Raw genomic sequence first — 24,148 nt, 5'->3', positions numbered from 1 at the left:
AAGTGGGAAAGGATGTGGAGTCGCACAGACAACCAGGAGGTTGGCTTAGAAGCAGCCACCCTTGAAAGAGTGCGTAATAGCTCACTGGTCAAGTGATTCCGCGCCGACAATGTAGCGGGGCTCAAGCGTACCGCCGAAGTCGTGTCATTGCAGCAATACTCCCAACGGAGGCTGTGATGGGTAGGGGAGCGTCGTGTGCCGGGTGAAGCGGCCCTGTAAGGGAGTCGTGGACGGTTCACGAGTGAGAATGCAGGCATGAGTAGCGATACAAGAGTGGGAAACTCTTGCGCCGATTGACTAAGGGTTCCTGGGTCAAGCTGATCTGCCCAGGGTAAGTCGGGACCTAAGGCGAGGCCGACAGGCGTAGTCGATGGACAACCGGTTGATATTCCGGTACCCGCTTTGAAGCGCCAGCGCTGAATCTGGTGATGCTAAGGCCGTGAAGCCGCCCTTGATCTCTTCGGAGTGATGGGGAGTGGTGGAGCCGCTGAACCTATCCAGTAGTAGGTGAGCGATGGGGTGACGCAGGAAGGTAGTCCAGCCCGGGCGGTGGTTGTCCCGGGGTAAGGGTGTAGGCCGAGTGGTAGGCAAATCCGCCACTCATGAGGCTGAGACCTGATGCCGAGCCGATTGTGGTGAAGTGGATGATCCTATGCTGTCGAGAAAAGCCTCTAGCGAGTTTCATGGCGGCCCGTACCCTAAACCGACTCAGGTGGTCAGGTAGAGAATACCGAGGCGTTCGGGTGAACTGTGGTTAAGGAACTCGGCAAAATGCCCCCGTAACTTCGGGAGAAGGGGGGCCATTGCTGGTGAGGGGACTTGCTCCCTGAGCTGGTGGTGGCCGCAGAGACCAGCGAGAAGCGACTGTTTACTAAAAACACAGGTCCGTGCGAAGCCGTAAGGCGATGTATACGGACTGACGCCTGCCCGGTGCTGGAACGTTAAGGGGACCGGTTAGCTCCATTTCGGTGGGGCGAAGCTGAGAACTTAAGCGCCAGTAAACGGCGGTGGTAACTATAACCATCCTAAGGTAGCGAAATTCCTTGTCGGGTAAGTTCCGACCTGCACGAATGGCGTAACGACTTCTCGACTGTCTCAACCACAGGCCCGGTGAAATTGCACTACGAGTAAAGATGCTCGTTTCGCGCAGCAGGACGGAAAGACCCCGGGACCTTTACTACAGCTTGATATTGGTGTTCGGTTCGGCTTGTGTAGGATAGGTGGGAGACTTTGAAGCAGTGGCGCCAGCCATTGTGGAGTCGTCGTTGAAATACCACTCTGGTCGTGCTGGATGTCTAACCTCGGTCCGTGATCCGGATCAGGGACAGTGTCTGGTGGGTAGTTTAACTGGGGCGGTTGCCTCCTAAAGAGTAACGGAGGCGCCCAAAGGTTCCCTCAGCCTGGTTGGCAATCAGGTGTTGAGTGTAAGTGCACAAGGGAGCTTGACTGTGAGACTGACGGGTCGAGCAGGTACGAAAGTAGGGACTAGTGATCCGGCGGTGGCTTGTGGAAGCGCCGTCGCTCAACGGATAAAAGGTACCCCGGGGATAACAGGCTGATCTTCCCCAAGAGTCCATATCGACGGGATGGTTTGGCACCTCGATGTCGGCTCGTCGCATCCTGGGGCTGGAGTCGGTCCCAAGGGTTGGGCTGTTCGCCCATTAAAGCGGTACGCGAGCTGGGTTTAGAACGTCGTGAGACAGTTCGGTCCCTATCCGCTGTGCGCGTAGGAGTCTTGAGAAGGGCTGTCCCTAGTACGAGAGGACCGGGACGGACGAACCTCTGGTGTGCCAGTTGTCCTGCCAAGGGCATGGCTGGTTGGCTACGTTCGGGAGGGATAACCGCTGAAAGCATCTAAGCGGGAAGCCTGCTTCGAGATGAGGACTCCCACCCCCTTGAGGGGTTAAGGCTCCCAGTAGACGACTGGGTTGATAGGCCGGATGTGGAAGCCCAGTAATGGGTGGAGCTGACCGGTACTAATAAGCCGAGGGCTTGTCCATAGGTTGCTCGCGTCCACTGTGTAGTTCTGAAACAACGAACCGTTGGTTCGACAGTTTCATAGTGTTTCGGTGGTTATAGCGTTAGGGAAACGCCCGGTTACATTTCGAACCCGGAAGCTAAGCCTTTCAGCGCCGATGGTACTGCAGGGGGGACCCTGTGGGAGAGTAGGACGCCGCCGAACAATTATTAGCCTCAGCCCCTGAGTTTCGACTCGGGGGCTGAGGCTTTTTTGTGTTGTCCCCCGATACGCAGAGCCGCCAGGAGGCAGGCAAGGAGCAGTCGCCCCCTCCTGCCTCCAGAAGCCTTCGTCTTCGGTCCTACAGTCGGCCGGCGGCCTTGAGGCCGAGGTAGGCGTCCGCCAGCGCCGGGGCGATGTCGGAGGGCGGGGCGTCGACGACGGTGATGTTGTGCCGGGAAAGGCGCTGGGCGACGCGGCGGCGCTCAGCTCGTGCCTGTTCGGCGGCCGCGGCCGCGTACACGGCGTCGACGCTGTGACGGCCCTGCGCCATCTCTTCGATGCGGGGGTCCGCCACCGAGGCGATGAGGACCTCGTGGCGGTGGGTGAGCTGGGGGAGGACGGGCAGCAGGCCCTCTTCCATCGGCGCGGCGTCGAGCCCGGTGAGGAAGACGACGAGCGAGCGCTGTGTGGCCCGTTGGAGGACCGTGGCGACCAGACCGCGGGCGTCGGACTCGACGAGTTCTGCCTCGAGCGGTGCCATGGCGTTGACCAGGGCGGGGAGCATGTCGCGGGCGGCACGGCCCTGGACGGAGGCGCGTACGCGGCGGTCGTAGGCCAGCAGGTCGACGCGGTCGCCGGCGCGGCCCGCGAGGACGGCGAGCAGCAGGGCGGCGTCCATGGCAGCGTCGAGTCGTGGGGCGTCGCCGACGCGGCCGGCGGCCGTGCGGCCGGTGTCGAGGACGATGAGGATGTGGCGGTCGCGTTCGGGGCGCCAGGTGCGGACGGCGACGGTGGCCCGGCGTGCGGTGGCCCGCCAGTCGATGGAACGGGTGTCATCGCCTGGGATGTACTCGCGGAGCGAGTCGAACTCGGTGCCCTGGCCCCGGATGAGCACGGACGTGCGTCCGTCGAGCTCTCGGAGGCGGGCCAGGCGCGACGGCAGGTGTTTTCGGCTGTGGAAGGGCGGGAGGACCCGGACCGTCCAGGGGACGCGGTGGGAACCCTGCCGGGCGGCCAGGCCGAGGGGTCCGTAGGAGCGGACGGTGACGCGTTCGGCGTGCCGGTCGCCGCGGCGGGTGGGGTGCAGGGTGGTGGTGACGCGGCGGCGTTCGGCTGACGGGATGGTCAACCGGTGACGCGACGCGGCCACCTCGGTACCCGGGTGCCAGCTGCTGGGCGGCCAGGCGTCGCGGAGGTGGGCGCGCAGCGGGCGCCGGCCGGGGTTGGTCACGGTGAGCACGACTTCCGCCGTTTCACCGAGTCGAACTGATGTCTCACCGGATCGGGTGAAATGGAGCTTCCGTACTGGCGCGGCGAGCACGAGGTCGCACAGAATTCCGAACAGAAGGATGCCTTCGACGAGCAGGATGCCGTTCCAGCCCGGGAGCAGCAGACCGACGGCGAGGGCGCCGAGGGCGGCCAGCAGGGCGGTACGTCCGGTGAGTGCCATGGTCGGTCGTCGCCCGTCTCAGCGCGGTACGGGGACGCGGGCGAGGACCGAGGTGATGACCGAGTCGGGTGTGGTGCCTTCCATCTCGGCTTCGGGCCGCAGTTGGATGCGGTGCCGGAGCGTGGGGAGGGCGAGGGCCTTGACGTCGTCGGGGATGACGTAGTCGCGGCCGGTGAGCCAGGCCCAGGCGCGGGCGGTGGCGAGCAGGGCGGTGGCTCCCCGGGGGGAGACACCGAGCGTCAGAGAGGGGGATTCACGGGTGGCTCGGCAGATATCGACGATGTAGGCCGTGATGTCGGCGGAGACCGACGTCTTGGCAACGGCGGCCCGGGCGGCGTCGAGGTCGTCGGGGCCGGCGACCGGCCGCAGACCGGCGGAGTCCAGGTCCCGGGGGTTGAAGCCGTCGGCGTGGCGGGTGAGCACGTCGATCTCGGTCTCGCGGGACGGCAGCGGGAGGATCAGCTTCAGGAGGAAGCGGTCCAGCTGGGCCTCGGGGAGCGGGTAGGTGCCCTCGTACTCGACGGGGTTCTGCGTCGCCGCGACGAGGAACGGCTCGGGTAGCGGCCGGGGGATGCCGTCGACGGACACCTGGCGCTCCTCCATGGCCTCCAGGAGGGATGCCTGGGTCTTGGGCGGGGTGCGGTTGATCTCGTCGGCGAGCAGCAGGTTGGTGAAGACAGGGCCTGCCTGGAAGGAGAACTCGGCTGTGCGGGCGTCGTAGACGAGGGAGCCGGTGATGTCGCCGGGCATCAGGTCGGGGGTGAACTGGACCCGCTTGGTCTCCAGTCGGAGGGAGGCGGCCAGGGCGCGCACGAGGAGGGTCTTGGCGACTCCGGGCACGCCTTCCAGGAGGACGTGACCCCGGCAGAGCAGGGCCACGACCAGGCCGGTGACGGCCGGGTCCTGGCCGACGACGGCCTTGGCGATTTCGGTGCGGAGGGCCTCCAGGGAGGCACGGGCGCTGTCGGCGGTCGGGGCGGCGCTCACGGGGTTGCTTTCCTCTCGTTGAGAAGGACGCGGCGTTCCAGTGCGTCGAGGTCGTCGGCGAGACGCAGCAGGGCCGCGTCATCGGGGGGAGGTGGACCGTGGAGCAGGCTGTGCGGGTCGACGGAGGGGTCGTCGAGCCGGGCGGCCACGGCGGTGGCCAGGGCGGCCGGGTCGTGGGCCTGGGACGGAGGGATGCCGACCAGTGGGGCCAGCCGGTCGCGTGCGGCGGTGCGCAGCACCTCTGCGGCCCGGCCACGGGCCCGGCCGTGGCGGTAGAGGCGGGCACGTCCCTCGGTGGCCTCCGCGGCGCGGACGGTGGCGGGCAGCCGCTCGGCGACGACGGGGCCGAGGCGGCGGGCGCGCCACAGGGCCGCGAAGGCGGCGGCGATGAACAACTGCAGGACGGCCCAGTTCCAGCCGTCGGGGATCAGGTCGAGGAAGCTTTGCTGTCCGCCGCCGAAGGCGGAGGCGTCGGCGAGTGAGGGGAGGTACCAGACGAGCTTCGGGTGCGCGCCGAGGATCTGCATGGCGAGCGAGGCATTGCCCTGCTCGGCGAGGTTCTCGTTCTGCAGGAGGGTGTGGGTGCCGAGGACGACGGTGTCGCCGCCGCTGGCCGCGGGCAGCCGCAGCAGGGTGAAGTCGCCCGGGGCGTTGGGGTAGCACTGGTCGGCGTCCCGCGAGGACGTCGTATATCCGCTGCCGCCCATTTCTGCGGAGCCGGCAGTGCGGGCGGCGGCCAGGTCGCACCCGGGCTCGAGGACGTGGACGGGGACGGGCCCCGTGGAGCGGACGCCCGGGGCGAGCCGTCCGATGGAGGGCTCGCTGGGGGAGAGGAGGACGATACGGCCGCCCGCCCGCTCCATCGCGTCATGCACCGCGTCCTGCTGACGCTTCGTCAACAGGTCGGGCACGGTGACGAGGACGGTGGTGTCGGGTCCGGCGGCGGCCACGGCCTCGTCCGTGGTGGTGACGACCGTGGTGGTCACACCTTGGTCGTGGAGGAGTTGAGCGACGGCCCGGCTGCCGGACGGGTCGGGAGAACGGGGGTCGAGTGCGTCATGGTTCTCACCGGAACGCATGGCGGCGTACAGGACGCCGAAGACGATCAGGACGAGGAACGCCACGAGCAGGGTGCGCGAGCGCGTCCACAGCTGGCCCGCGGTCGGGGAGGCCGACGTGGTGGCCGGCGTGGCTGCCTGGGCCGGGGGCAGGGTGTCGGTCACGGGCGGGAACCTCCGGCGGCCGCGCCGCTGTCGGCCAACCGGGGCTTGGTGCCTTGCACTTCGGCATCGAGTTCGCGCAGGGCCGCGTAGGCGACAGGGGTGCCCGGGCGGTCCCCGTAGGTCACGTCGTCGAAGGTGCGGGCGGCGTCCGCGAGGCGCGCGGCGTGGTCGGGGAGGGGACGGCCTGCCTCGGCGGCGGCCTCGTCCGCGGTCCGGCCGGGGCGCGGGTCGAGCAGGGCACGTTCCTCCAGGGAGCGCACGATCGCGCGCATCCGTTCCTGGACGGCCTCGCTCCACCGGCCGTGGTGCGCGTGTTCCTCGGCGGCGGCCCGGTGCTCGGCGGCGGTCCGGGGAGCGTCAGCGAACAGCCCGGTGCCGGTGGTGGGTTGCGCGCGCAGCCTGCCGAGCCGCAGCCGCAGGGCGACGACCAGCAGCACGACCAGGACGATGATCGCCACCACGCCGACGGTGCCTCCGGGGGTGACCCCGGAGGCGGCGTCCATCAGGTGGGAGACCTTCTCCCAGAGCCAGTTCAGGGCGCGTTCGAACAGGCTCGGGTCGTCGCGGTGGTAGATGCCCTTGGACAGCTCGTCCTCGGCGGCCTCTCGGGCGGGGCCGCGGGGAATGGTGACCGGTACGTCCTCCCCCGACACCGGCATCAGCCCCCGGTGGCTGAGCTGTTGCCGGGTGCGCCGCTCCCGCCGAGGGCGTCGGCGTAGCCGGGGACGCCCGCGGCACGGGCCAGTTCGATGTCGAGGGCCTCGCGACGGATCCGCTGATCCATGTAGAGCAGGGCGGTAACGCCGGCGTTGATGGGGAAGGTGATGGTGGATCCGATGACGGCCCCGATCCCGATGACGATCAGGTACGTCCAGCCGAGGTTCGCCTGGTCGCCCGATGCGAAGGACGACAAGCCGTCGCTTCCGGTGAAGATGCCCGCCAGCACGAAGGGAATCTGGATGATCGACGAGACGATGTAGACGAGGATCATGGTGAGCAACTGGATGCCCAGAATGCGCCACCACGACCCGCGGACCAGCTTGGCCGACCGGGCCATGGACTTCAGGACGCCCTGCTTCTCCAGCATGAGGGCGGGTGAGGAGAGGCTGAAGCGGATCATCAGCCAGACGATCACGCCGAGGGCGACCGCGCCGCCGAGGAGCGCCAGGCCGACACCGGCGGCCGTTGCGCCGCCGGCCGCGACGAGGATTCCTGGGACGATGCCGACGGCCATGATCCCGGCGCCGATCAGGGTGAGCAGCAGCGTCAGCCCGAACAGGCGCGGCAGCTGGCGGCGGGCATCGGACCACGCCTCGGCCAGGGTCACCTCGCGGCCGAGGACGGCCCGGCTGACGACCATGGTGAGCATCGCCGTGGCGATCACCGTTCCGAGGAGGGTGATGACCAGGGCGAGCCCCCCGGCGGCCAGCGTGCCGCCGACGGCGTTCATGACGTCGCTGAACGAGGGGTCGGTACGGCCTTCCAGGGAGTTGAGCGTCTCGCTGTCGTCGAGCATGAACCCCTGGAGCAGCAGCATGGCGCCCTGGGTCAGCAGCGAGACCGCGAAGGAGATGGTGAGCACGGTGCGCCAGTGCGCGCGCATCGTGGAGACCGCGCCGTCGAGGATCTCGCCGACTCCCAGCGGACGCAGCGGGATGACACCGGGCTTGGGGGACGGCGGGGCACCCCAGTGCGGCTGCTGCCAGCCGGCCGGCGCGGGGCTGCCCCACACCGGGCCGCTGGGCGGAGGCGGGGCGCCCCAGCCGCCTGCGGTCTTCCACTGGCCCGCGGGCGGCTGCTGCTCGGACCAGTTCTGCGGCGCAGCGTCCTGCGGCGCACCGGGGCCGTCGGTGCGGCCCGGTTCGCCGGAGGGGGAGGATCCGGGCGAGGCCCAGCCCGGAGAGTCGTTCATCGTCGCTCCTTCGCTACTGCGCTACCTACTCGTCCAACGGCGGGACGGTGGCCATCGTGCCATGGGCGAAGCGGGCTTGTACCTGCGGATGCGGAGTGCCGCAACCGTTCAAAACGTGCTGCCGTTCACGGCAGACTGAGCAGATGGGTGATCAGTACGTGGTAACTCTGGCCAATGATTCCAAGGGCAACCCTGACGAGCCCCTCCCGGCGCTGCGCTGGGAGGAGCCGCCGGAAGGCCCCGTCGTCGTCCTCCTCGACCAGACCCGGCTGCCCTCCGAGGAAGTGGAGCTGGTCTGCACCGACGTCCCCGCCCTGGTCGAGGCCATCCGCGGCCTCGCCGTGCGCGGCGCCCCACTGCTCGGCATAGCCGGCGCGTACGGCATCGCCCTCGCCGCCGTCCGCGGCTACGACGTGGACGAGGCCGCCGAATCCCTCGCCCACGCCCGGCCCACCGCCGTCAACCTGGCCTACGGCGTCCGGCGGGCCCTGGCCGCCTACCGGACCGCCCTCACCGGCACCGCCGGGGGCGACCCCGAACGCGCCGCCGCGGCGGCCCTGGCCGAGGCCCGCAGCCTGCACGCCGAGGACAAGGAGGCCAGCGCCGCCATGGCCCGCCACGGCCTCCAGCTGCTCGCCGAGCTCCTCCCCGGCGGCGGCTACCAGATCCTCACCCACTGCAACACCGGCGCCCTCGTCTCCGGCGGCGAGGGCACCGCCTTCGCCGTCGCACTCGCCGCCCACCGCCAGGGCCAGCTGCGCCGCCTGTGGGTCGACGAGACCCGCCCCCTGCTCCAGGGCGCCCGCCTCACCGCCTACGAGGCCGCCCGCTCCGGCATGGCGTACACCCTGCTCACCGACAACGCCGCAGGCTCACTCTTCGCCGCCGGTAACGTCCACGCCGTCCTCATCGGCGCCGACCGCATCGCCGCGGACGGCTCCGTCGCCAACAAGGTCGGCAGCTACCCACTCGCCGTACTCGCCCGGTACCACAACGTGCCCTTCATCGTCGTCGCCCCCACCACCACCGTCGACCAGGGCACCGCCGACGGCCCGTCGATCGAGATCGAGCAGCGCCCAGGGCACGAAGTGACCGAATCGGCCGGAAACCCGGTGGCACCCCTCGGCACCCAGGCGTACAACCCTGCGTTCGACATCACACCCGCAGGCCTGATAACGGCAATAGTCACCGAAAACGGCGTGGTTTCGCCGGTCACACCCGATGCCCTGGCAGCTTTGTGCCCGTCTCGTGCTCCAGGTCACGATCAGGTAATGGGATGATGGTCGCTATGAAGGGACGCGTCCTGGTCGTCGACGACGACACCGCACTGGCAGAGATGCTTGGCATCGTGCTGCGCGGAGAAGGTTTTGAGCCGTCGTTCGTGGCCGACGGTGACAAGGCCCTCGCCGCATTCCGTGAGACCAAGCCTGATCTGGTCCTCCTCGACCTCATGCTCCCCGGACGGGACGGCATCGACGTATGCCGCCAGATCCGGGCCGAGTCCGGGGTCCCCATCGTCATGCTCACCGCGAAGAGCGACACGGTCGACGTCGTCGTGGGCCTGGAGTCCGGGGCCGACGACTACGTCATCAAGCCGTTCAAGCCCAAGGAGCTCGTCGCCCGCGTGCGGGCCCGGCTGCGCAGGGCCGAAGAGCCCACGCCGGAGCAGCTCACCATCGGTGATCTGGTTATCGACGTGGCCGGCCACTCGGTCAAGCGGGACGGCCAGCCCATCGCGCTGACCCCCCTCGAGTTCGACCTGCTGGTCGCGCTCGCCCGCAAGCCCTGGCAGGTCTTCACCCGCGAAGTGCTGCTCGAACAGGTCTGGGGCTACCGGCACGCCGCCGACACCCGCCTGGTCAACGTGCACGTCCAGCGGCTGCGCTCCAAGGTCGAGCGGGACCCCGAGCGCCCCGAGATCGTGGTGACCGTCCGCGGCGTCGGCTACAAGGCCGGACCGGGCTGACGTGGCCACCGCGTACGAGCGTGAGCGGATGGAGAGCCGGCACGCGGACCCCCTGACGGGTCTGCTGCCGGTGCTCCGCTCGTTCGTGCGCTGGGCCCGGCGGCCCCTCCAGCCCGCCGCCCGGCTCTGGCGCCGCAACATCCAGCTGCGCGTGGTCGCCACCACCCTGCTGATGTCCCTCGGCGTCGTCCTGCTCCTCGGCGTCGTCGTCATCGGGCAGGTCAAGAACGGACTGCTCGACGCCAAGCGGCAGACCGCCCAGAGCCAGGCCGTCGGCGGCTTCGCCGTCGCCAAGGAGACGGCCCGCAGCGCCCCCGACACCGGCGGCGCCGGAACCGACAGCCAGCACAGCCCCGACACCGCGACCTGGCTCAACGACCTCGTCGACGGACTCGCCAGCAGCGGCCAGGGCGTCTACTCCGTCGTCGCCCTCAGCTCGGACACCTACAGCGCCAAGGCGGACAGCCCCGGCACCCACGCACCCCGCGGCTCCGGCGGCGTCTGGCCCGAGGAGAGCGTGCCCGCGGACCTGCGTCAGGCCCTCGACGAGCGGTCCGACGTCTTCGAGCGCTACATCTCGATGAAGAGCGACAGCGAGCCCGACGGCGAGCCCGCCCTCATCGTCGGCCAGCGCCTCAGCGACCCCAACGGCAACCCCTTCCAGCTGTACTACCTCTTCCCCTTCGACCAGGAGGAGAAGACCCTCGGCCTGGTCAAGGGCACCCTGGCCACCGCAGGGATCTTCGTCGTCGTACTGCTCGGCGCCATCGCCTGGCTCGTCGTCCGGCAGGTCGTGACGCCCGTCCGCATGGCCGCCCGGATCTCCGAACGGCTCGCCGCCGGACACCTCCAGGAACGCATGAAGGTCACCGGCGAGGACGACATCGCCCGCCTGGGAGAGTCCTTCAACAAGATGGCGCAGACCCTCCAGGTCAAGATCCAGCAGTTGGAAGACCTGTCCCGGATGCAGCGCCGCTTCGTCTCGGACGTCTCCCACGAGCTGCGCACCCCCCTGACCACCGTCCGCATGGCCGCCGACGTCATCCACGAGGCCCGCGAGGACTTCGACCCCGCCACCGCCCGCTCCGCCGAGCTGCTGCAGAACCAGCTCGACCGCTTCGAGTCGATGCTCTCCGACCTCCTGGAGATAAGCCGCTTCGACGCGGGCGCCGCCGCCCTGGAGGCCGAACCCGTCGACCTGCGCGACGTCGTGCGGCGCGTCGTGGACGGCGCCGAACCGCTCGCCGAGCGCAAGGGCAGCCGCATCGTCGTCCACGGGGACGAGCAGCCCGTCACCGTCGAGGCCGACGCCCGCCGCGTCGAACGCGTCCTGCGCAACCTCGTCGTCAACGCCGTCGAACACGGCGAGGGCCAGGACGTCCACGTCCGCATGGCCTCCGCCGGAGGCGCCGTCGCCGTCGCCGTGCGCGACTACGGCGTCGGCCTCAAGCCCGGCGAGGCCACCCGCGTCTTCAACCGCTTCTGGCGCGCCGACCCCGCACGCGCCCGCACCACCGGCGGCACCGGCCTCGGCCTGTCCATCGCCCTGGAGGACGCCCGCCTGCACGGCGGCTGGCTCCAGGCCTGGGGCGAGCCCGGCGGCGGCTCCCAGTTCCGGCTGACCCTGCCCCGTACCGGCGCCGACAGCCTGCGCGGATCACCGATCGCCCTCGAACCAGAGGACTCCCGCCGCAACCGCGACCTCGCCTCCGCGCTCTCCCACCGCGGCATGCCCGCAGGTGCCACCGCGCTGGACGCCGCCGCGTCCCCGGCCTCCGCACACCACGGCTTCCCGGCGCCGCGCTTCGCCGCGCCCGCCATCCCCTCGATGCCGCTCAGCCCACCGCGACCCCCGGCCGCAGACCCCGCGGCCCTGCCCGGCAACGGCGCACGGGTCGTCGGGCACCGCGCGGGCAGCGGGACGGTCACCCACCCCACGACAGCGGACCAGGCGCGGGAGGACGAGGACTGATGCGTGCGAAGGGGGGCGGCCTTCCGAGGCCGGCCGCTGCGGGCGTGCTCCTGTGCGCACTGGTGCTGCTCACGGGCTGCGCCTCCATGCCCAGCAGCGGCGAGGTGCACAAGGTCGGCGGCGGCGAGAAGCACGCCGACACCGACGCCCAGGTCCGGGTCTTCGGCGTCAAACCGCAAGGCGGCGAGAACCCCCGCGACATCGTCAACGGCTTCCTCGAAGCCACCACGAGCGACGAGGCCGACTACGCCACCGCCAAGCTCTACATGACCAAGGACCAGGCCAAGCGCTGGAAACCCGAGTCCGGGATCACCATCCTCGCCGGCGGACCCTCCCAGGTGCAGGAACCCGGCGCGCCGATAGCCGACGGCAAGGACGGCGGCAGCACCCAGATCACCCTCACCGGCGACAGGGTCGCCACCGTCGACGGACGGCACGCCTACCGCGCCGAGGACGGCTCCTTCAGCACCGGCATACGCCTGACCAAGGAGAAGGGCGAATGGCGCATCGCCGGCGTCGGTGACGGCCTGGTGCTCAGCGAGGCCGACTTCCAGCGCTTCTACCGCTCCGTCGACACGTTCTACTTCGCCTCCCCCGGGCCGGGCCCCGAAGAGGCCGCCGCCGGCCGGAACGCCCTCGTCGCCGACCCGATCTACCTGCGCAAGCGCATCAACGCGCTCAGCACCACCGTCAACGCCCTGCTCGCCGGACCCACCGACTGGCTGGAACCGGTCGTCGTCTCGGCGTTCCCCATGGGCATCCGGGCCACCAAGGTCGAGATCGACGACTCCCAGCGCGTGACGGTGACGCTCAACCGGTCCCCCGGCGGCGACGGTGCCCGGTGCGAGCGGATGGCCGCCCAGCTGATCGAGACCGTCCAGGGCATGTCCTCCACACCCGTGCCCTCGGTCGAACTCCAGGGCCCGGCGGGCCGCAGCCTGTGCTCGCTCCGGCGCGACGACGCCGGAGCGTACGCACCGGGCAAGCTCGTGGGAGAGAGCCGGGAGCAGTACTTCATCGACGCGGACCACCACCTCGTCAGCCTCAGCGGCGCGGACACCCAGCCCACCGCGGTGGCGGGCCCCCTCGGCACCGGCCCGTTCAAGATGGGCTCCGCCGCCGTGCGGCGCGACGAGCAGTACGCCGCCGCCCTCAGCGAGGACGGTGCGAGCCTCTACGTGACCGGGCTGAGCGCCGACGCCCAGCTCGGCCCCGTCGTCCTGCGCAGCCAGGCCACCGACCCGAAGAACCGCCTCACCACGCCCAGCTGGGACGGCTACGGCGACCTCTGGATCGCCGACCGCAACCCGAAGCAGCCGCAACTGCTGATGCTGCGCGACGGCGCCGGCACTCCTGTGCCCGTCGCCGTGCCGGAACTCGGCGACGGGCGCATCGAATCACTACGGGTCGCGGCCGACGGCGTGCGCATCGCCCTGCTGGTCCATGACGGCGACCACACCACACTGAGGCTCGGGCGGATCGAGCGCACCGGGACCGCCGACGACCCGCGGATCACGGTGGCGGAGCTGCGCAGCGTCGCGCCGCAGCTCGAGGACGTCAAGGCGGCGTCCTGGGCCGGGGTCAGCCGGGTGGTCGTCGTGGGACGCGAGGCCGGGGGAGTGCCGCAGATCCAGTACGTGGACGCGGACGGCTCGGGCGCGTCCACGCCGAGCCTGCCGGGCATCAGCGGCGTGACGTCGGTCGCGGCCTCGGAGCGCCAGGACAAGCCGCTGCTGGCGGAGCTCGATGGCGGGGTCTTCCGGCTGCAGCCCGACTCCAACTGGAAGGAAGTCGCGCCCAAGGCCAGCTCGCCCGTCTACCCGGGCTGACCGGCCGGGGGCGCCCTCCCCGGGCGCCCCCTTCGGGCGTCTGCGTCGAGCGGCGATCGCGCGGTGATCATGCGGCGGCGGAAGTTATCCACAGGCTGGGGACGGGCCTGGTGATCATCGCCCTTTCCCGGGATCGTTGAGTCATGCGGGGAGCACGGTCAGCACGGGGGCGGCGCGGCCGCGGGGGATGGCGGAGCCTGTGGGGGGCCCGTGGGGTGCGGTCATGGTGGCGGGAGATCTCGGGGCTGCTGCTGCCGGCCGAGTGCGCGGGGTGCGGGACGCCGCGGACCGTGCTGTGCGACGAGTGCGGCGCAGCGCTGCACGAGCCCGGGGCCCGGCAGGTCTGGCCGGACGCGCCGCCCGATGGGCTGCCCGCCGTGTGGGCGGCGACCGTCTACGCCGACCAGCCGCGCGCGGTGCTGCTGGCGCACAAGGAGCGCGGCGCGCTGGGGCTGGCCCGCCCGCTGGGCGAGGCCCTGGCGGGCGCGGTCTACGCCGCGGTGCGGGGAGGGGGTGGGGGAGGGGCCCCTGAGACGCGGCACCCGGAAGGCATCCTCGCCCCCGCCCTCCCCCCGCTCCTCCTCGTCCCCGTCCCCTCCTCCCGCCGGGCCGTCGCGGTCCGCGGCCATGACGCGACCCGCCGCCTCGCCTTCGCCGCCGCCGCGGACCTGCGGCGCGACGGGCTGTCCGTCCGGGTGGCCGCGGTGCTGCGGCAGCGGCGCGCGGTGGCCGACCAGTCGGGCCTCGGCGCCTGCGACCGGCCCGCGAACCTCTGCGGTGCCCTGACGGCCGTGCGCGGTGCCGGCCGCCTCCTGGGGACCGCGCCCGTGGTGCTGGTGGACGACCTGATGACCACGGGCGCCTCGCTCGCCGCCGCGGCCCAGGCGGTCGAGGACGCCGGGGGCCGGGTCCTGGCCGCGGCCGTGGTCGGCGGCCCGGCGCCGCTGCGCCACCCGGCGGGCGCTGCGGGTGATCCGGGCGCGCCGGGCGCTTAGGGCGGCGGGGAAGGTTGGGCCCCCGGGTAGCCCCGACGCGGGAAGCCGGGGCGGGCGGGGCTCCGACCGCGGGCCGGGTGGACGGCCGGACGGGCGGCCGAACAGGTGGCCGAACGGGAAGCGGAATCCGAAGGTCAGAGCGGATCTCGCAGGTCGCACAAGGGGCATTTCACCCGAAGGGAGGTATAGCGCTTCTGGGGGTGCCGACCCCGGGTCCGCGGGTCTATGTTCGGTGGTGAGGGGCGGCGGCGCCCGCTGTGGGCCGCCGTTTCACGGACCGCGGGACGTGGTTCACCCATGGTTCAGTGGGTGAAGATCTGTCTCGCGGGGGAGGAGGAGGTGAGAGTCGCGGCTTCGCCGCCCGGGAAGCCTCCGAGCGCGCGGAGCGGCAACGAACGTCGACGCCGGGCGGGACCTGGTGCCCGCCGGCCTCAGCGCAAGGGATCGTCCCGTGAGACCGAGGCGATCCGGGAACGGAGTTCTGCGTGGACATCGTCGTCAAGGGCCGCAAGACCGAGGTGCCCGACCGGTTCCGGAAGCACGTGAACGAGAAGCTGGAGAAGATCCAGAAGCTCGACGGCAAGGTGATGAGCCTCGAGGTCGAGGTGTCCAAGGAACCGAACCCCCGGCAGGCAGACCGTTCCGACCGGGTGGAGATCACGCTGCGCACCCGTGGCCCGGTGATCCGGGCCGAGGCCGCCGCGACCGATCCCTACGCGGCGCTCGACGTCGCGGCGAACAAGCTTGAGGCGCGGCTGCGCAAGGCGGCCGACAAGCGCCGGGTGCACCGCGGCGGCAGCCGTACTCCCATGAGCGTGGCGGAGGCGACGGCCGGACTGGCCATGACCGAGTTCAACGGCGCGCCGACCGGCGGGGAGACGTCCACAGGCGTGCCCACCACCAAGATCGGCGGCTGTCTCGAGGTCCAGGGTGAAGGACCCCTGGTGGTTCGCGAGAAGACGCACGCGGCAGCACCGATGACGCTCGACCAGGCCCTCTACGAGATGGAACTGATCGGGCACGACTTCTACCTGTTCATCGACTCCGACACGGAACAACCGAGTGTCGTCTACCGGCGGCACGGCTACGACTACGGCGTCATCCACCTCAAGGCGGACCCTTCCGTCGAGGATGCGCCGGCCGGCGCGGGCGGAGCGCTCAGCCGGTGAACTAGGGGTCAGGGGCGGCGCTCCCGGGCGGGAAAACGACCATCGCCTGGGGGCGCTGCCGTGCTCGGGCATGGAATCATGGCCGGGCAGCCAATGTACGGGCCGCAGCGCCCGGTTGGCCTGGCACGGACAGTGCGACTACCACGGGCGCCGGCCCGAGGGGGAGGAACCGATGGCGGACAGCTTCGAGCCCGCGCCGGCCGTTGGCGCGGAGCCCGGTCCGGGCGCCGCGGGGGAGGCGGGCGTCGCCGGTGCGCCGCGCAAGGAGCCGATCAGGGTGCTCGTGGTGGACGACCACGCCTTGTTCCGCCGGGGGCTGGAGATCGTGCTCGCGCAGGAGGAGGACATCCAGGTCGTCGGCGAGGCGGGGGACGGCGCGGAGGCGACGGAGAAGGCCGCCGACCTGCTGCCGGACATCGTGCTGATGGACGTGCGGATGCCGAGGCGGGGGGGTATCGAGGCGTGCACCTCCATCAAGGAGGTGGCCCCCAGCGCGAAGATCATCATGCTGACGATGAGCGACGAGGAGGCGGACCTCTACGAGGCCATCAAGGCCGGGGCGACCGGTTACCTCCTCAAGGAGATCTCCACCGACGAGGTGGCCACCGCGATCCGCGCGGTGGCGGACGGGCAGTCGCAGATCAGTCCGTCGATGGCGTCGAAGCTGCTGACCGAGTTCAAGTCGATGATCCAGCGCACGGACGAGCGCCGGCTCGTGCCCGCCCCCCGGCTGACGGACCGTGAGCTGGAGGTGCTGAAGCTGGTCGCCACCGGCATGAACAACCGGGACATCGCCAAGGAGCTCTTCATCAGCGAGAACACGGTGAAGAACCACGTGCGGAACATCCTGGAGAAGCTGCAGTTGCACTCGCGGATGGAAGCCGTGGTGTACGCGATGCGGGAGAAGATCCTCGAGATCCGCTGAGTCCGCCCGGTCAGGAGAGGGCTTCGGCCAGGGCAGCGGCGAGCTTGGGGTCGTCGAGCCGTTCGACGCGGACGCTGTCGCAGCCGACCCATGTGGCGGCCTCGCGCAGTGCCTGCGCCATGGGTTCGACGGCGCGCGCGGACTCCAGCGAGACCTGACGGGCGATCAGGGTGGTTCCCTCGCGGGCCGGGTCGGCACGGCCGACCAGCCGGCCGCCGGCCAGCAGCGGCATCGCGAAGTAGCCGTGTATGCGCTGGGGCTTGGGAACGTACGCCTCCAGGCGGTGGGTGAAGCCGAAGATGCGCTCGGTGCGGGGCCGGTCCCAGATCAGGGAGTCGAAGGGGGAGAGCAGGGTCGTGCGGTGCCGGCCGCCGCGGGAGGCTTCGGCGAGGGCGGTGGGGTCGGCCCAGGCGGGCTTGCCGCCCCAGCCTTCGACCTGGACGGGGACGAGCCCGGTGTCGGCGATGACCGAGTCGACCTGCTCGGCCTTGAGCCGGTGGTAGTCGGCGAGGTCGGCCCGGGTGGCGACGCCCAGCGCGGCGCCGGCTTGGGCGACCAGCCGGCGCAGGCATTCGGCGTCGTCGATGTCGTCGTGGAGGAGGGCGTCGGGAACCGCCCGTTCGGCGAGGTCGTAGACGCGTTTCCAGCCGCGCCGCCGGGTGCAGACGACCTCGCCGGTGTCGAGCAGCCACTCCACCGCGATCTTCGTCTCCGACCAGTCCCACCAGGGGCCGCCGTTCTTGGCGCCGCCGAGTTCGGTCGAGGTCAGCGGGCCGTCGGCCTTGAGCCGGTCCAGGACGGCGGCGGTGGAGCGGTCGGCGTCCTGCAGCACGTGCCAGCGGTGGCCGCGGGCCCGCCGGGCGCGGCGGCGGAAGGCGAAGTGCGGCCATTCCTCGACGGGGAGGATGCAGGCGGCGTGCGACCAGTACTCGAAGGCGTGGTTCTCCGTCCAGTACGCGGCCTCGACCGCGGTGCGGCCGACGGCGCCGAGGCGGGCGTACGGGATGAGCTCGTGGGAGCGGGCGAGCACGGAGATGGTGTCGAGCTGCACCGCACCCAGCCGCCGCAGGACGCCGCGGACGCCGCCGCGGCGGTCGGGGGCGCCGAGGAAGCCCTGGGCGCGCAGGGCGGTCCGGCGGGCGTCGTCGGCGGAGAGGGCCACGGGCGTCGTCATGGGCCCACCCTAGAAGGCGCCACTGACAATTCCGGTCCGGGCCTGGCCGCGGGGCCCGTCCCGGGAGTCCGCGGCCAGGCCGGCCGCCGCCGCGGTCACCCGCCCTGGTGCGGGAGGTAGGCGGCCCCGCCGCTCAGGCCGAGGTCGGAGGGGAGCAGGGAGCCGATCCACGCGTCCCGCCGGGTGCCCTGGTGGACGATCTTGGCGCGCATGGTGCCCTCCATCCGGAAGCCCGTCTTGAGGGCGACCGCGCGGGAGCCGGCGTTGCCCGCCTCGGCGTACCACTCCAGGCGCTCCACGCCGAGCTCCTCGAAGGCCCAGCGGGCGACGGCGCGGGCGGCTTCGGCGGTGAGGCCGCGGCCGCGCTGTTCCTTGGCGGTCCAGTAGCCGAGTTCGGCCTGCCGTTCCGCGGTGTTGAGCTGGGCCAGCCGCACCAGCCCCATGGCTCCCACCAGGCGTCCCTCGCGCGTGGTGACGGCGAAGTTGTAGACGGTGTCGTCGCGCCAGCCGTCGGGACAGGTCCGGGTGACGAACTCCTGCGCATGCTCGTGGGTGTACGGGGACGGCACCGGTGTCCAGCGCGGGATCTCCGGGTCCTGGCAGGCGACGCGGACGGCCTCGGCGTCGTCCGGTCCGAAGGGGCGCAGGACGAGGCGGTCGGTGGTGAGGGTTATCGGCTCCATGCGTCGGAGTATCCCCGAGGCAGGGGTGCGGTCTCGACCGGAAAAGACCGGATCGGGAGGGCGGCCGGCGGGGAGAACCGCCCGGCTTGGTGACGGACCTCCCGGCCCGCTGGTGTCCTCGCTTACGATGGCCGTTGCAGCGGGGTGTGACCTGCTGTGCCAGCGCGCGAAACCGTGCCAGGCCCGACCGGCAAGGAGCCAGCCTACGTGTCCGTCCTCAACAAGATCCTGCGTGCAGGCGAAGGCAAGATCCTGCGCAAGCTGCACCGCATCGCGGACCAGGTCAATTCCATTGAAGAGGACTTCGTCAATCTGACGGACGCCGAGCTGAGGGCCCTCACGGACGAGTACAGGGAGCGCTACGCCGACGGCGAGAGCCTGGACGACCTGCTCCCCGAGGCGTTCGCCACCGTCCGCGAGGCCGCCAAGCGCGTCCTGGGTCAGCGGCACTACGACGTCCAGCTCATGGGTGGTGCGGCGCTGCACTTCGGCCACGTCGCCGAGATGCGCACCGGCGAGGGCAAGACCCTGGTCGGCACGCTGCCCGCCTACCTGAACGCGCTGTCCGGCAAGGGCGTGCACCTGATCACCACCAACGACTACCTCGCCGAGCGCGACTCGGAGTGGATGGGCCGGGTGCACCGCTTCCTGGGCCTGCAGGTGGGTTGCATCCTCGCGAACATGACCCCGGCGCAGCGCCGCGAGCAGTACGCCTGTGACATCACCTACGGCACCAACAACGAGTTCGGCTTCGACTACCTGCGCGACAACATGGCGTGGTCGCAGGAGGAGCTGGTACAGCGCGGTCACAACTTCGCGATCGTGGACGAGGTGGACTCGATCCTGATCGACGAGGCCCGTACGCCGCTGATCATCTCCGGCCCGGCGGACCAGGCCACGAAGTGGTACTCGGACTTCGCCAGGCTGGTGACCCGCCTGAAGCCGGGCGAGGCCGGCGCCATGGGCAAGGCGGAGACCGGTGACTACGACTTCGACGAGAAGAAGCGCACCGTCGCCATCCACGAGTCCGGTGTGTCCAAGGTCGAGGACTGGCTGGGCATCGACAACCTCTACGAGTCGGTGAACACCCCGCTGGTGGGCTACCTGAACAACGCCATCAAGGCCAAGGAGCTCTACAAGAAGGACAAGGACTACGTCGTCATGGACGGCGAGGTCATGATCGTCGACGAGCACACCGGCCGCATCCTGGCCGGCCGCCGCTACAACGAGGGCATGCACCAGGCGATCGAGGCGAAGGAGGGGGTGGACATCAAGGACGAGAACCAGACGCTCGCCACGATCACCCTCCAGAACTTCTTCCGCCTGTACTCCAAGCTCTCGGGCATGACCGGTACGGCGATGACCGAGGCCGCGGAGTTCCACCAGATCTACAAGCTCGGCGTGGTCCCGATCCCGACCAACCGCAACCTGCAGCGCAAGGACCGGGCGGACCTGATCTACCGCACCGAGGAGGCGAAGTTCGCGGCGGTCGTCGACGACATCGTCGAGAAGCACGAGAAGGGCCAGCCGGTCCTGGTCGGCACCACCTCGGTCGAGAAGTCCGAGTACCTGTCGCAGCAGCTGAACAAGCGCGGCGTGCCGCACGAGGTGCTCAACGCCAAGCAGCACGAGCGTGAGGCGTCGATCGTCGCGCAGGCGGGCCGCAAGGGCGCCGTCACGGTGGCCACCAACATGGCCGGCCGTGGTACGGACATCAAGCTCGGCGGCAACCCGGACGACCTGGCCGAGGCGGAGTTGCGGCAGCGCGGCCTGGACCCGGTGGAGCACGTCGAGGAGTGGGCGCAGGCCCTGCCGGAGGCGCTGGAGCGTGCCGAGGCGGCGGTCAAGACCGAGTTCGAGGAGGTCAAGGAGCTCGGCGGCCTGTACGTGCTGGGCACCGAGCGCCACGAGTCGCGGCGCATCGACAACCAGCTGCGCGGCCGCTCCGGCCGTCAGGGCGACCCGGGCGAGTCCCGCTTCTACCTCTCCCTCGGTGACGACCTGATGCGCCTGTTCAAGGCGCAGATGGTGGAGCGCGTGATGGCGATGGCCAACGTGCCCGACGACGTGCCGATCGAGAACAAGATGGTGACCCGCGCCATCGCCTCCGCCCAGTCGCAGGTCGAGCAGCAGAACTTCGAGATCCGCAAGAACGTCCTGAAGTACGACGAGGTGCTCAACCGGCAGCGCGAGGTCATCTACGGCGAGCGCCGCCGCGTCCTGGAGGGCGAGGACCTGCACGAGCAGGTGCGTCACTTCATGGACGACACGATCGACGACTACATCGCGATCGAGACGGCCGAGGGCTTCGCCGAGGACTGGGACCTGGACCGGCTGTGGGGCGCCTTCAAGCAGCTCTACCCGGTCACGGTGACCGTGGAGGACCTGGAGGACGCCGCGGGCGACCGGGCGGGCATCACCGCGGACTTCATCGCGGAGATGGCCAAGGACGACATCCACGAGCAGTACGACGGGCGTGAGCAGCAGCTCGGCTCGGAGATCATGCGCGAGCTGGAGCGGCGCGTGGTGCTGTCGGTGCTGGACCGCAAGTGGCGCGAGCACCTGTACGAGATGGACTACCTGCAGGAGGGCATCGGCCTGCGGGCGATGGCGCAGCGCGACCCGCTGGTGGAGTACCAGCGCGAGGGCTACGACATGTTCAAGGCCATGATGGACGGCATCAAGGAGGAGTCCGTCGGCTACCTGTTCAACCTGGAGGTCCAGGTCGAGCAGCAGGTCGAGGAGGTGCCGGTGGAGGCCGGTGCCCCGCAGGACGCGGCTCCGACGCTGGTCAAGCAGGACGCCCGTCCGGAGATCCGGGCCAAGGGCCTGGAGGCCCCGAAGCGGGCCGACCGGCTGCACTTCTCCGCTCCCACGGTGGACGGCGAGGGCGGTGTCGTCGAGGGCGACTTCGAGAGCGACGCGGGCCCGGAGTCGGACGGCATGACGCGGGCGGAGCGCCGCCGCGCGGCCAAGGGCGGCCGGCGCCGCAAGAAGTAGCGTCCGCGCGTTCCGGGGCCGGACTCCTGCGGGGGTCCGGCCCCTGGCTTTCGCCCCGGCGCGGGTCACCGCGCCTCGACGGCGGCGCAGCGCCATCCGGTGCCCGTGACGGTGCCGCCTCCTGCGCGTGCCGGGCCCTCGCGGCCCGCGCGCTCCAGGCGGAAGGCGAGGGCCCGCACGACGTGCGGGGTGAGCAGCACGACGGCGCTGACCTCGACGGCCGTCCCGTCGGGGACGGGGCAGACGCGCGGCGGCCCCAGCAGTCGAGGCAGGTGGCCCCGGGAGACGTAGCGCCAGTCGGCGCGGGCGCCCACGAGGTCCCAGAGCCGGTCGTAGGCCTCGGGTTCCATCCGTCCGGCGAGGCTGGTGATGGGCCGCCGTCCGGTGAGGACCTCCAGGAGCCGTCCGGCGAACCAGACGTGCGGTGGCAGGGCGGTGACGTGCCGTGTGGGTGCGGGCGTGGACGCGGGCATGGGTGTGAAGACAGGCATGGTGTGGACCCCCGTGGTCTACCGACTGGTAACCGGGTTCTACGGGGACGGGCGCCGCTGCGGGAAGCCGGGCCCGCGATGTCCGGGGGGCGGTGCGGGATTCACCTATCAGGGGTGGTGCGCCCGTATGCTGACGCCATGCGCGTCTACATCCCCACGACCCTCCCAGGCCTGGCCGAGGCGCACAAGGCGGGTGAGCTGGGCCCTGCCCCGCTGGACGCCTTCGCCGTCACCCCGAGCCTGCGCGAGTGGTACGTCTCCGACGACATCGAGGAACTGGAGTACGCCGCGCTCACCCGCGCCGCCCAGGCCTCCCTGCGGCAGCTGGCGGCCACCCCGGACGCGCCCAGGCGGCGCGTCGTGGTGGCGGTGGACGTCGCCGACGGCGCCGTCTCCTTCGACCCCGACCGCGGCCTGGACCCCTCCGCGCTGGGCGCGGTGCGCCTGGCCGCGCCCGTGCCGATGGCCAGGGCGGCCGCCGTCCACGCCGACGCCGACGAGGCCGAGCAGGACGTCACGGCGGCCGCCGACGCCCTCGGAGCGGCCGACGCGGGGGACGACGACGCCCGCTTCACCGTCGACGGCGCCGAGGACCACGAGCTGCTCTGGTACGCCACCCAGGAGATCCCCTCGCTCATTGCGTGAGGTGACCGTACGAATACGCCGCGAGTGGATTTGACCTGGGCACTTGCCTTGAGGACATGGGGTCTGGGTACGGTTTCGGATGTGAACGCGCATCTCGTGTGGGACTGGAACGGCACGCTGCTCCATGACATCGACGCGGTGATCGAGGCGACCAACGCCTCCTTCGCCGAGATCGGGCTGCCGCGGATCACGCTGGAGCGTTACCGCGAGCTGTACTGCGTGCCGGTCCCCCTGTTCTACGAACGGCTCATGGGCCGGCTGCCCACCGACGAGGAGTGGGAGGTGATGGACGACATCTTCCATCGCCACTACTGGACCCTCGCCGGTACGTGCGGCCTCGCCGAGGGGGCGGCGGAGATCCTGGCGCGGCGCCGCTACGAGGGGCTGACGCAGTCGCTGTGCTCCCTGGCGCCCCACGATCAGCTGATACCGATCCTGCGCACGCACGGCATCGAGCACCACTTCCTCCGGGTGGACGGCCGTACCGAGGGCAGCCACAGCGGCAAGTCCGAGCAGATGGCGCGGCACGTCGCCGCGATGGAGGGCATAGCGGCGGACCGCATCGTGGTGATCGGCGACGCCGTCGACGACGCGGTGGCCGCCAAGCACGTCGGGGCCATGGCGGTGCTCTACACCGGCGGCTCGCACAGCCGGGCCAGCCTGGAGACCGCGGGGGTGCCCGTCGTGGACAGCCTGGAGCAGGCGGTGGAGACCGCCGAGGCGCTCGTCGCCTGAGCCTGAGCCTGAGCCGGAGCCAGAACCTGCGCCCGCGCCTGCACTGAGCCCAGCCCCAGCCCCGGCCCGGGCCCGGGTCCCCGCCGGGGACCCGGGCGGCCGTCCGTCAGGTCACCGGCGCCTTGGAGCGCAGCACCGTGAGGAACTCGCGCATCCACGCCGGGTGGTCCGGCCAGGCGCGCGAGGAGACCACGACGCCGTCGACGACGGCCTCGGAGTCCTGGAAGCTCGCTCCAGCCGCCTCCATGTCCATCTCCAGCGCAGGGTAGGCGGTGACGCGGCGCCCGCTGAGGGCGCCGACGGCGGCCGTCAGCAGGGGGCCGTGGCAGATCTGCGCGACGGGCTTGTCGGCGTCGAAGAAGGCCTTGAGGACCTTGCGCAGCTCCGGGTCGTTGCGCAGGTACTCCGGGGCGCGTCCGCCGGGGACGACCACGGCCGCGTACGCGCCGGGGTCGACGTCCGCGAAGGACAGGTCGGCCGGCCAGGTGTACCCGGGCTTCTCGGTGTAGGTGTCGAAGCCCTCCTCGAAGTCGTGGACGACGAACCTGAGCTTCTTGCGGCTCGGGGCCGCGATGTGCACCTCGTACCCCTCCTCGAGGAGCCGCTGGTACGGGTACATGACTTCCAGCGATTCCGCCGCGTCGCCGGTCACGATCAGGATCTTGGTGGCCATGGCTGGGTGTCCCGCCTCTCACCGTCTGCTGTCCGCCTGCTGTCCGTCCGCTGCGTGCTGCTGCGCCGCGCTGCCGTCCGGCGCCGCCGTCGTGTGAACGTCTCGATACATCTCCGCGACGCTCCCCTCCTCAACCTGCA

19 protein-coding genes and 2 rRNA genes (1 of these 21 running past the window's edge) are annotated in these 24,148 nt (G+C 70.8%); 12 read left to right on the top strand and 9 right to left on the bottom strand.

The window, feature by feature from the left end; translation table 11 throughout:
* Together AC1VWI_RS18690 and rrf are read left to right on the top strand one after the other, a co-directional pair.
* A 23S ribosomal RNA gene (locus AC1VWI_RS18690) occupies window positions 1-2,000 on the top strand (it extends 1,121 nt beyond the left edge of the window).
* 65 nt (window positions 2,001-2,065) lie between these two features.
* Window positions 2,066-2,182: ribosomal RNA gene (gene rrf / locus AC1VWI_RS18685) — 5S ribosomal RNA — on the top strand.
* Between the two features lie 136 nt (window positions 2,183-2,318).
* On the opposite strand, the gene AC1VWI_RS18680 is transcribed toward rrf, so the two are convergent.
* The 5 genes from AC1VWI_RS18680 to AC1VWI_RS18660 are packed head-to-tail and all read right to left on the bottom strand — an operon-like array spanning window position 2,319 to window position 7,751.
* A complete protein-coding gene (locus AC1VWI_RS18680) occupies window positions 2,319-3,629 on the bottom strand; it encodes a DUF58 domain-containing protein (RefSeq protein WP_499512154.1) in 1,311 nt (436 codons plus the stop codon).
* 18 nt (window positions 3,630-3,647) lie between these two features.
* A complete protein-coding gene (locus AC1VWI_RS18675; RefSeq protein WP_499512153.1) occupies window positions 3,648-4,616 on the bottom strand; it encodes an AAA family ATPase in 969 nt (322 codons plus the stop codon).
* The gene (locus tag AC1VWI_RS18670) at window positions 4,613-5,839 is read right to left on the bottom strand and encodes a DUF4350 domain-containing protein (RefSeq protein WP_499512152.1); all 1,227 of its coding nucleotides are present in this window, start codon (window positions 5,837-5,839) and stop codon (window positions 4,613-4,615) included. The genes AC1VWI_RS18675 and AC1VWI_RS18670 overlap by 4 nt, the downstream gene beginning before the upstream one ends.
* Complete coding sequence (locus AC1VWI_RS18665; protein ID WP_499512151.1) at window positions 5,836-6,498, bottom strand: DUF4129 domain-containing protein; 663 nt, start codon at window positions 6,496-6,498, stop codon at window positions 5,836-5,838. The genes AC1VWI_RS18670 and AC1VWI_RS18665 overlap by 4 nt, the downstream gene beginning before the upstream one ends.
* Entirely contained in the window at window positions 6,498-7,751 is a 1,254-nt protein-coding gene (locus tag AC1VWI_RS18660) for a DUF7544 domain-containing protein (RefSeq protein WP_499512150.1), read from the bottom strand. The genes AC1VWI_RS18665 and AC1VWI_RS18660 overlap by 1 nt, the downstream gene beginning before the upstream one ends.
* Window positions 7,752-7,894: 143 nt before the next feature.
* Here AC1VWI_RS18660 and mtnA point away from each other — a divergent pair, with 143 nt between their 5' ends.
* The 7 genes from mtnA to AC1VWI_RS18625 all read left to right on the top strand — a co-directional run bounded on the left by mtnA (window position 7,895) and on the right by AC1VWI_RS18625 (window position 16,607).
* Complete coding sequence (gene mtnA / locus AC1VWI_RS18655) at window positions 7,895-9,031, top strand: S-methyl-5-thioribose-1-phosphate isomerase (protein WP_499512149.1); 1,137 nt, start codon at window positions 7,895-7,897, stop codon at window positions 9,029-9,031.
* On the top strand, window positions 9,028-9,717 hold the full coding sequence (gene mtrA, locus AC1VWI_RS18650) for a two-component system response regulator MtrA (RefSeq protein WP_078620260.1): 690 nt from the start codon (window positions 9,028-9,030) through the stop codon (window positions 9,715-9,717). The genes mtnA and mtrA overlap by 4 nt, the downstream gene beginning before the upstream one ends.
* A 28-nt stretch (window positions 9,718-9,745) precedes the next feature.
* On the top strand, window positions 9,746-11,689 hold the full coding sequence (mtrB, locus tag AC1VWI_RS18645) for an MtrAB system histidine kinase MtrB (protein WP_499516848.1): 1,944 nt from the start codon (window positions 9,746-9,748) through the stop codon (window positions 11,687-11,689).
* Complete coding sequence (locus AC1VWI_RS18640; protein ID WP_499512148.1) at window positions 11,689-13,518, top strand: LpqB family beta-propeller domain-containing protein; 1,830 nt, start codon at window positions 11,689-11,691, stop codon at window positions 13,516-13,518. Before mtrB ends, AC1VWI_RS18640 begins: the two co-directional genes overlap by 1 nt.
* Before the next feature lie 215 nt (window positions 13,519-13,733).
* A complete protein-coding gene (locus AC1VWI_RS18635) occupies window positions 13,734-14,513 on the top strand; it encodes a ComF family protein (protein ID WP_499512147.1) in 780 nt (259 codons plus the stop codon).
* Window positions 14,514-14,998: 485 nt separating this feature from the next.
* The gene (gene hpf, locus AC1VWI_RS18630; RefSeq protein ID WP_499512146.1) at window positions 14,999-15,682 is read left to right on the top strand and encodes a ribosome hibernation-promoting factor, HPF/YfiA family; all 684 of its coding nucleotides are present in this window, start codon (window positions 14,999-15,001) and stop codon (window positions 15,680-15,682) included.
* A 172-nt stretch (window positions 15,683-15,854) separates the two neighbouring features.
* The gene (locus AC1VWI_RS18625; RefSeq protein WP_499512145.1) at window positions 15,855-16,607 is read left to right on the top strand and encodes a response regulator; all 753 of its coding nucleotides are present in this window, start codon (window positions 15,855-15,857) and stop codon (window positions 16,605-16,607) included.
* A 10-nt stretch (window positions 16,608-16,617) separates the two neighbouring features.
* On the opposite strand, the gene AC1VWI_RS18620 is transcribed toward AC1VWI_RS18625, so the two are convergent.
* Entirely contained in the window at window positions 16,618-17,781 is a 1,164-nt protein-coding gene (locus AC1VWI_RS18620; protein ID WP_499512144.1) for a winged helix-turn-helix domain-containing protein, read from the bottom strand.
* A 95-nt stretch (window positions 17,782-17,876) separates the two neighbouring features.
* Window positions 17,877-18,464 (bottom strand): GNAT family N-acetyltransferase, encoded by a 588-nt coding sequence (locus tag AC1VWI_RS18615; protein WP_499512143.1) that lies wholly within the window; start codon window positions 18,462-18,464, stop codon window positions 17,877-17,879.
* Window positions 18,465-18,671: 207 nt separating this feature from the next.
* On the opposite strand from AC1VWI_RS18615, the gene secA reads away from it, so the two are divergent.
* A complete protein-coding gene (secA, locus tag AC1VWI_RS18610; protein WP_499512142.1) occupies window positions 18,672-21,464 on the top strand; it encodes a preprotein translocase subunit SecA in 2,793 nt (930 codons plus the stop codon).
* 65 nt (window positions 21,465-21,529) lie between these two features.
* Here the strand turns inward: secA and AC1VWI_RS18605 are convergent, their stop codons facing one another.
* On the bottom strand, window positions 21,530-21,955 hold the full coding sequence (locus AC1VWI_RS18605; protein ID WP_499512141.1) for an Rv3235 family protein: 426 nt from the start codon (window positions 21,953-21,955) through the stop codon (window positions 21,530-21,532).
* A 138-nt stretch (window positions 21,956-22,093) separates the two neighbouring features.
* On the opposite strand from AC1VWI_RS18605, the gene AC1VWI_RS18600 reads away from it, so the two are divergent.
* Together AC1VWI_RS18600 and AC1VWI_RS18595 are read left to right on the top strand one after the other, a co-directional pair.
* Entirely contained in the window at window positions 22,094-22,600 is a 507-nt protein-coding gene (locus AC1VWI_RS18600) for a DUF6912 family protein (protein WP_499512140.1), read from the top strand.
* 81 nt (window positions 22,601-22,681) lie between these two features.
* On the top strand, window positions 22,682-23,335 hold the full coding sequence (locus AC1VWI_RS18595) for an HAD family hydrolase (RefSeq protein ID WP_499512139.1): 654 nt from the start codon (window positions 22,682-22,684) through the stop codon (window positions 23,333-23,335).
* Window positions 23,336-23,441: 106 nt separating this feature from the next.
* Here the strand turns inward: AC1VWI_RS18595 and AC1VWI_RS18590 are convergent, their stop codons facing one another.
* Window positions 23,442-24,008, bottom strand: a complete 567-nt coding sequence (locus AC1VWI_RS18590) for a DJ-1/PfpI family protein (RefSeq protein ID WP_499512138.1) — start codon at window positions 24,006-24,008, stop codon at window positions 23,442-23,444.
* Between the last annotated feature and the right edge of the window lie 140 nt (window positions 24,009-24,148).

The organism is Streptomyces sp. TOM-9, from assembly GCF_056858595.1.
The sequence above is the reverse complement of the archived record's forward strand: the minus strand, read 5'-3'. Positions and strand labels throughout refer to the sequence as shown.

Excerpts from the sequence above, each read along its gene's own strand:
- AC1VWI_RS18600 (WP_499512140.1), top strand. The coding sequence starts at position 22,094 with ATGCGCGTCTACATCCCCACGACCCTCCCAGGCCTGGCCGAGGCGCAC.
- AC1VWI_RS18605 (WP_499512141.1), bottom strand. The coding sequence starts at position 21,955 with ATGCCTGTCTTCACACCCATGCCCGCGTCCACGCCCGCACCCACACGG.
- AC1VWI_RS18615 (WP_499512143.1), bottom strand. The coding sequence starts at position 18,464 with ATGGAGCCGATAACCCTCACCACCGACCGCCTCGTCCTGCGCCCCTTC.
- AC1VWI_RS18680 (WP_499512154.1), bottom strand. The coding sequence starts at position 3,629 with ATGGCACTCACCGGACGTACCGCCCTGCTGGCCGCCCTCGGCGCCCTC.
- mtrB (WP_499516848.1), top strand. The coding sequence starts at position 9,746 with ATGGAGAGCCGGCACGCGGACCCCCTGACGGGTCTGCTGCCGGTGCTC.
- AC1VWI_RS18640 (WP_499512148.1), top strand. The coding sequence starts at position 11,689 with ATGCGTGCGAAGGGGGGCGGCCTTCCGAGGCCGGCCGCTGCGGGCGTG.
- AC1VWI_RS18665 (WP_499512151.1), bottom strand. The coding sequence starts at position 6,498 with ATGCCGGTGTCGGGGGAGGACGTACCGGTCACCATTCCCCGCGGCCCC.
- AC1VWI_RS18660 (WP_499512150.1), bottom strand. The coding sequence starts at position 7,751 with ATGAACGACTCTCCGGGCTGGGCCTCGCCCGGATCCTCCCCCTCCGGC.
- AC1VWI_RS18625 (WP_499512145.1), top strand. The coding sequence starts at position 15,855 with ATGGCGGACAGCTTCGAGCCCGCGCCGGCCGTTGGCGCGGAGCCCGGT.
- AC1VWI_RS18590 (WP_499512138.1), bottom strand. The coding sequence starts at position 24,008 with ATGGCCACCAAGATCCTGATCGTGACCGGCGACGCGGCGGAATCGCTG.
- AC1VWI_RS18620 (WP_499512144.1), bottom strand. The coding sequence starts at position 17,781 with ATGACGACGCCCGTGGCCCTCTCCGCCGACGACGCCCGCCGGACCGCC.
- mtnA (WP_499512149.1), top strand. The coding sequence starts at position 7,895 with ATGGGTGATCAGTACGTGGTAACTCTGGCCAATGATTCCAAGGGCAAC.
- mtrA (WP_078620260.1), top strand. The coding sequence starts at position 9,028 with ATGATGGTCGCTATGAAGGGACGCGTCCTGGTCGTCGACGACGACACC.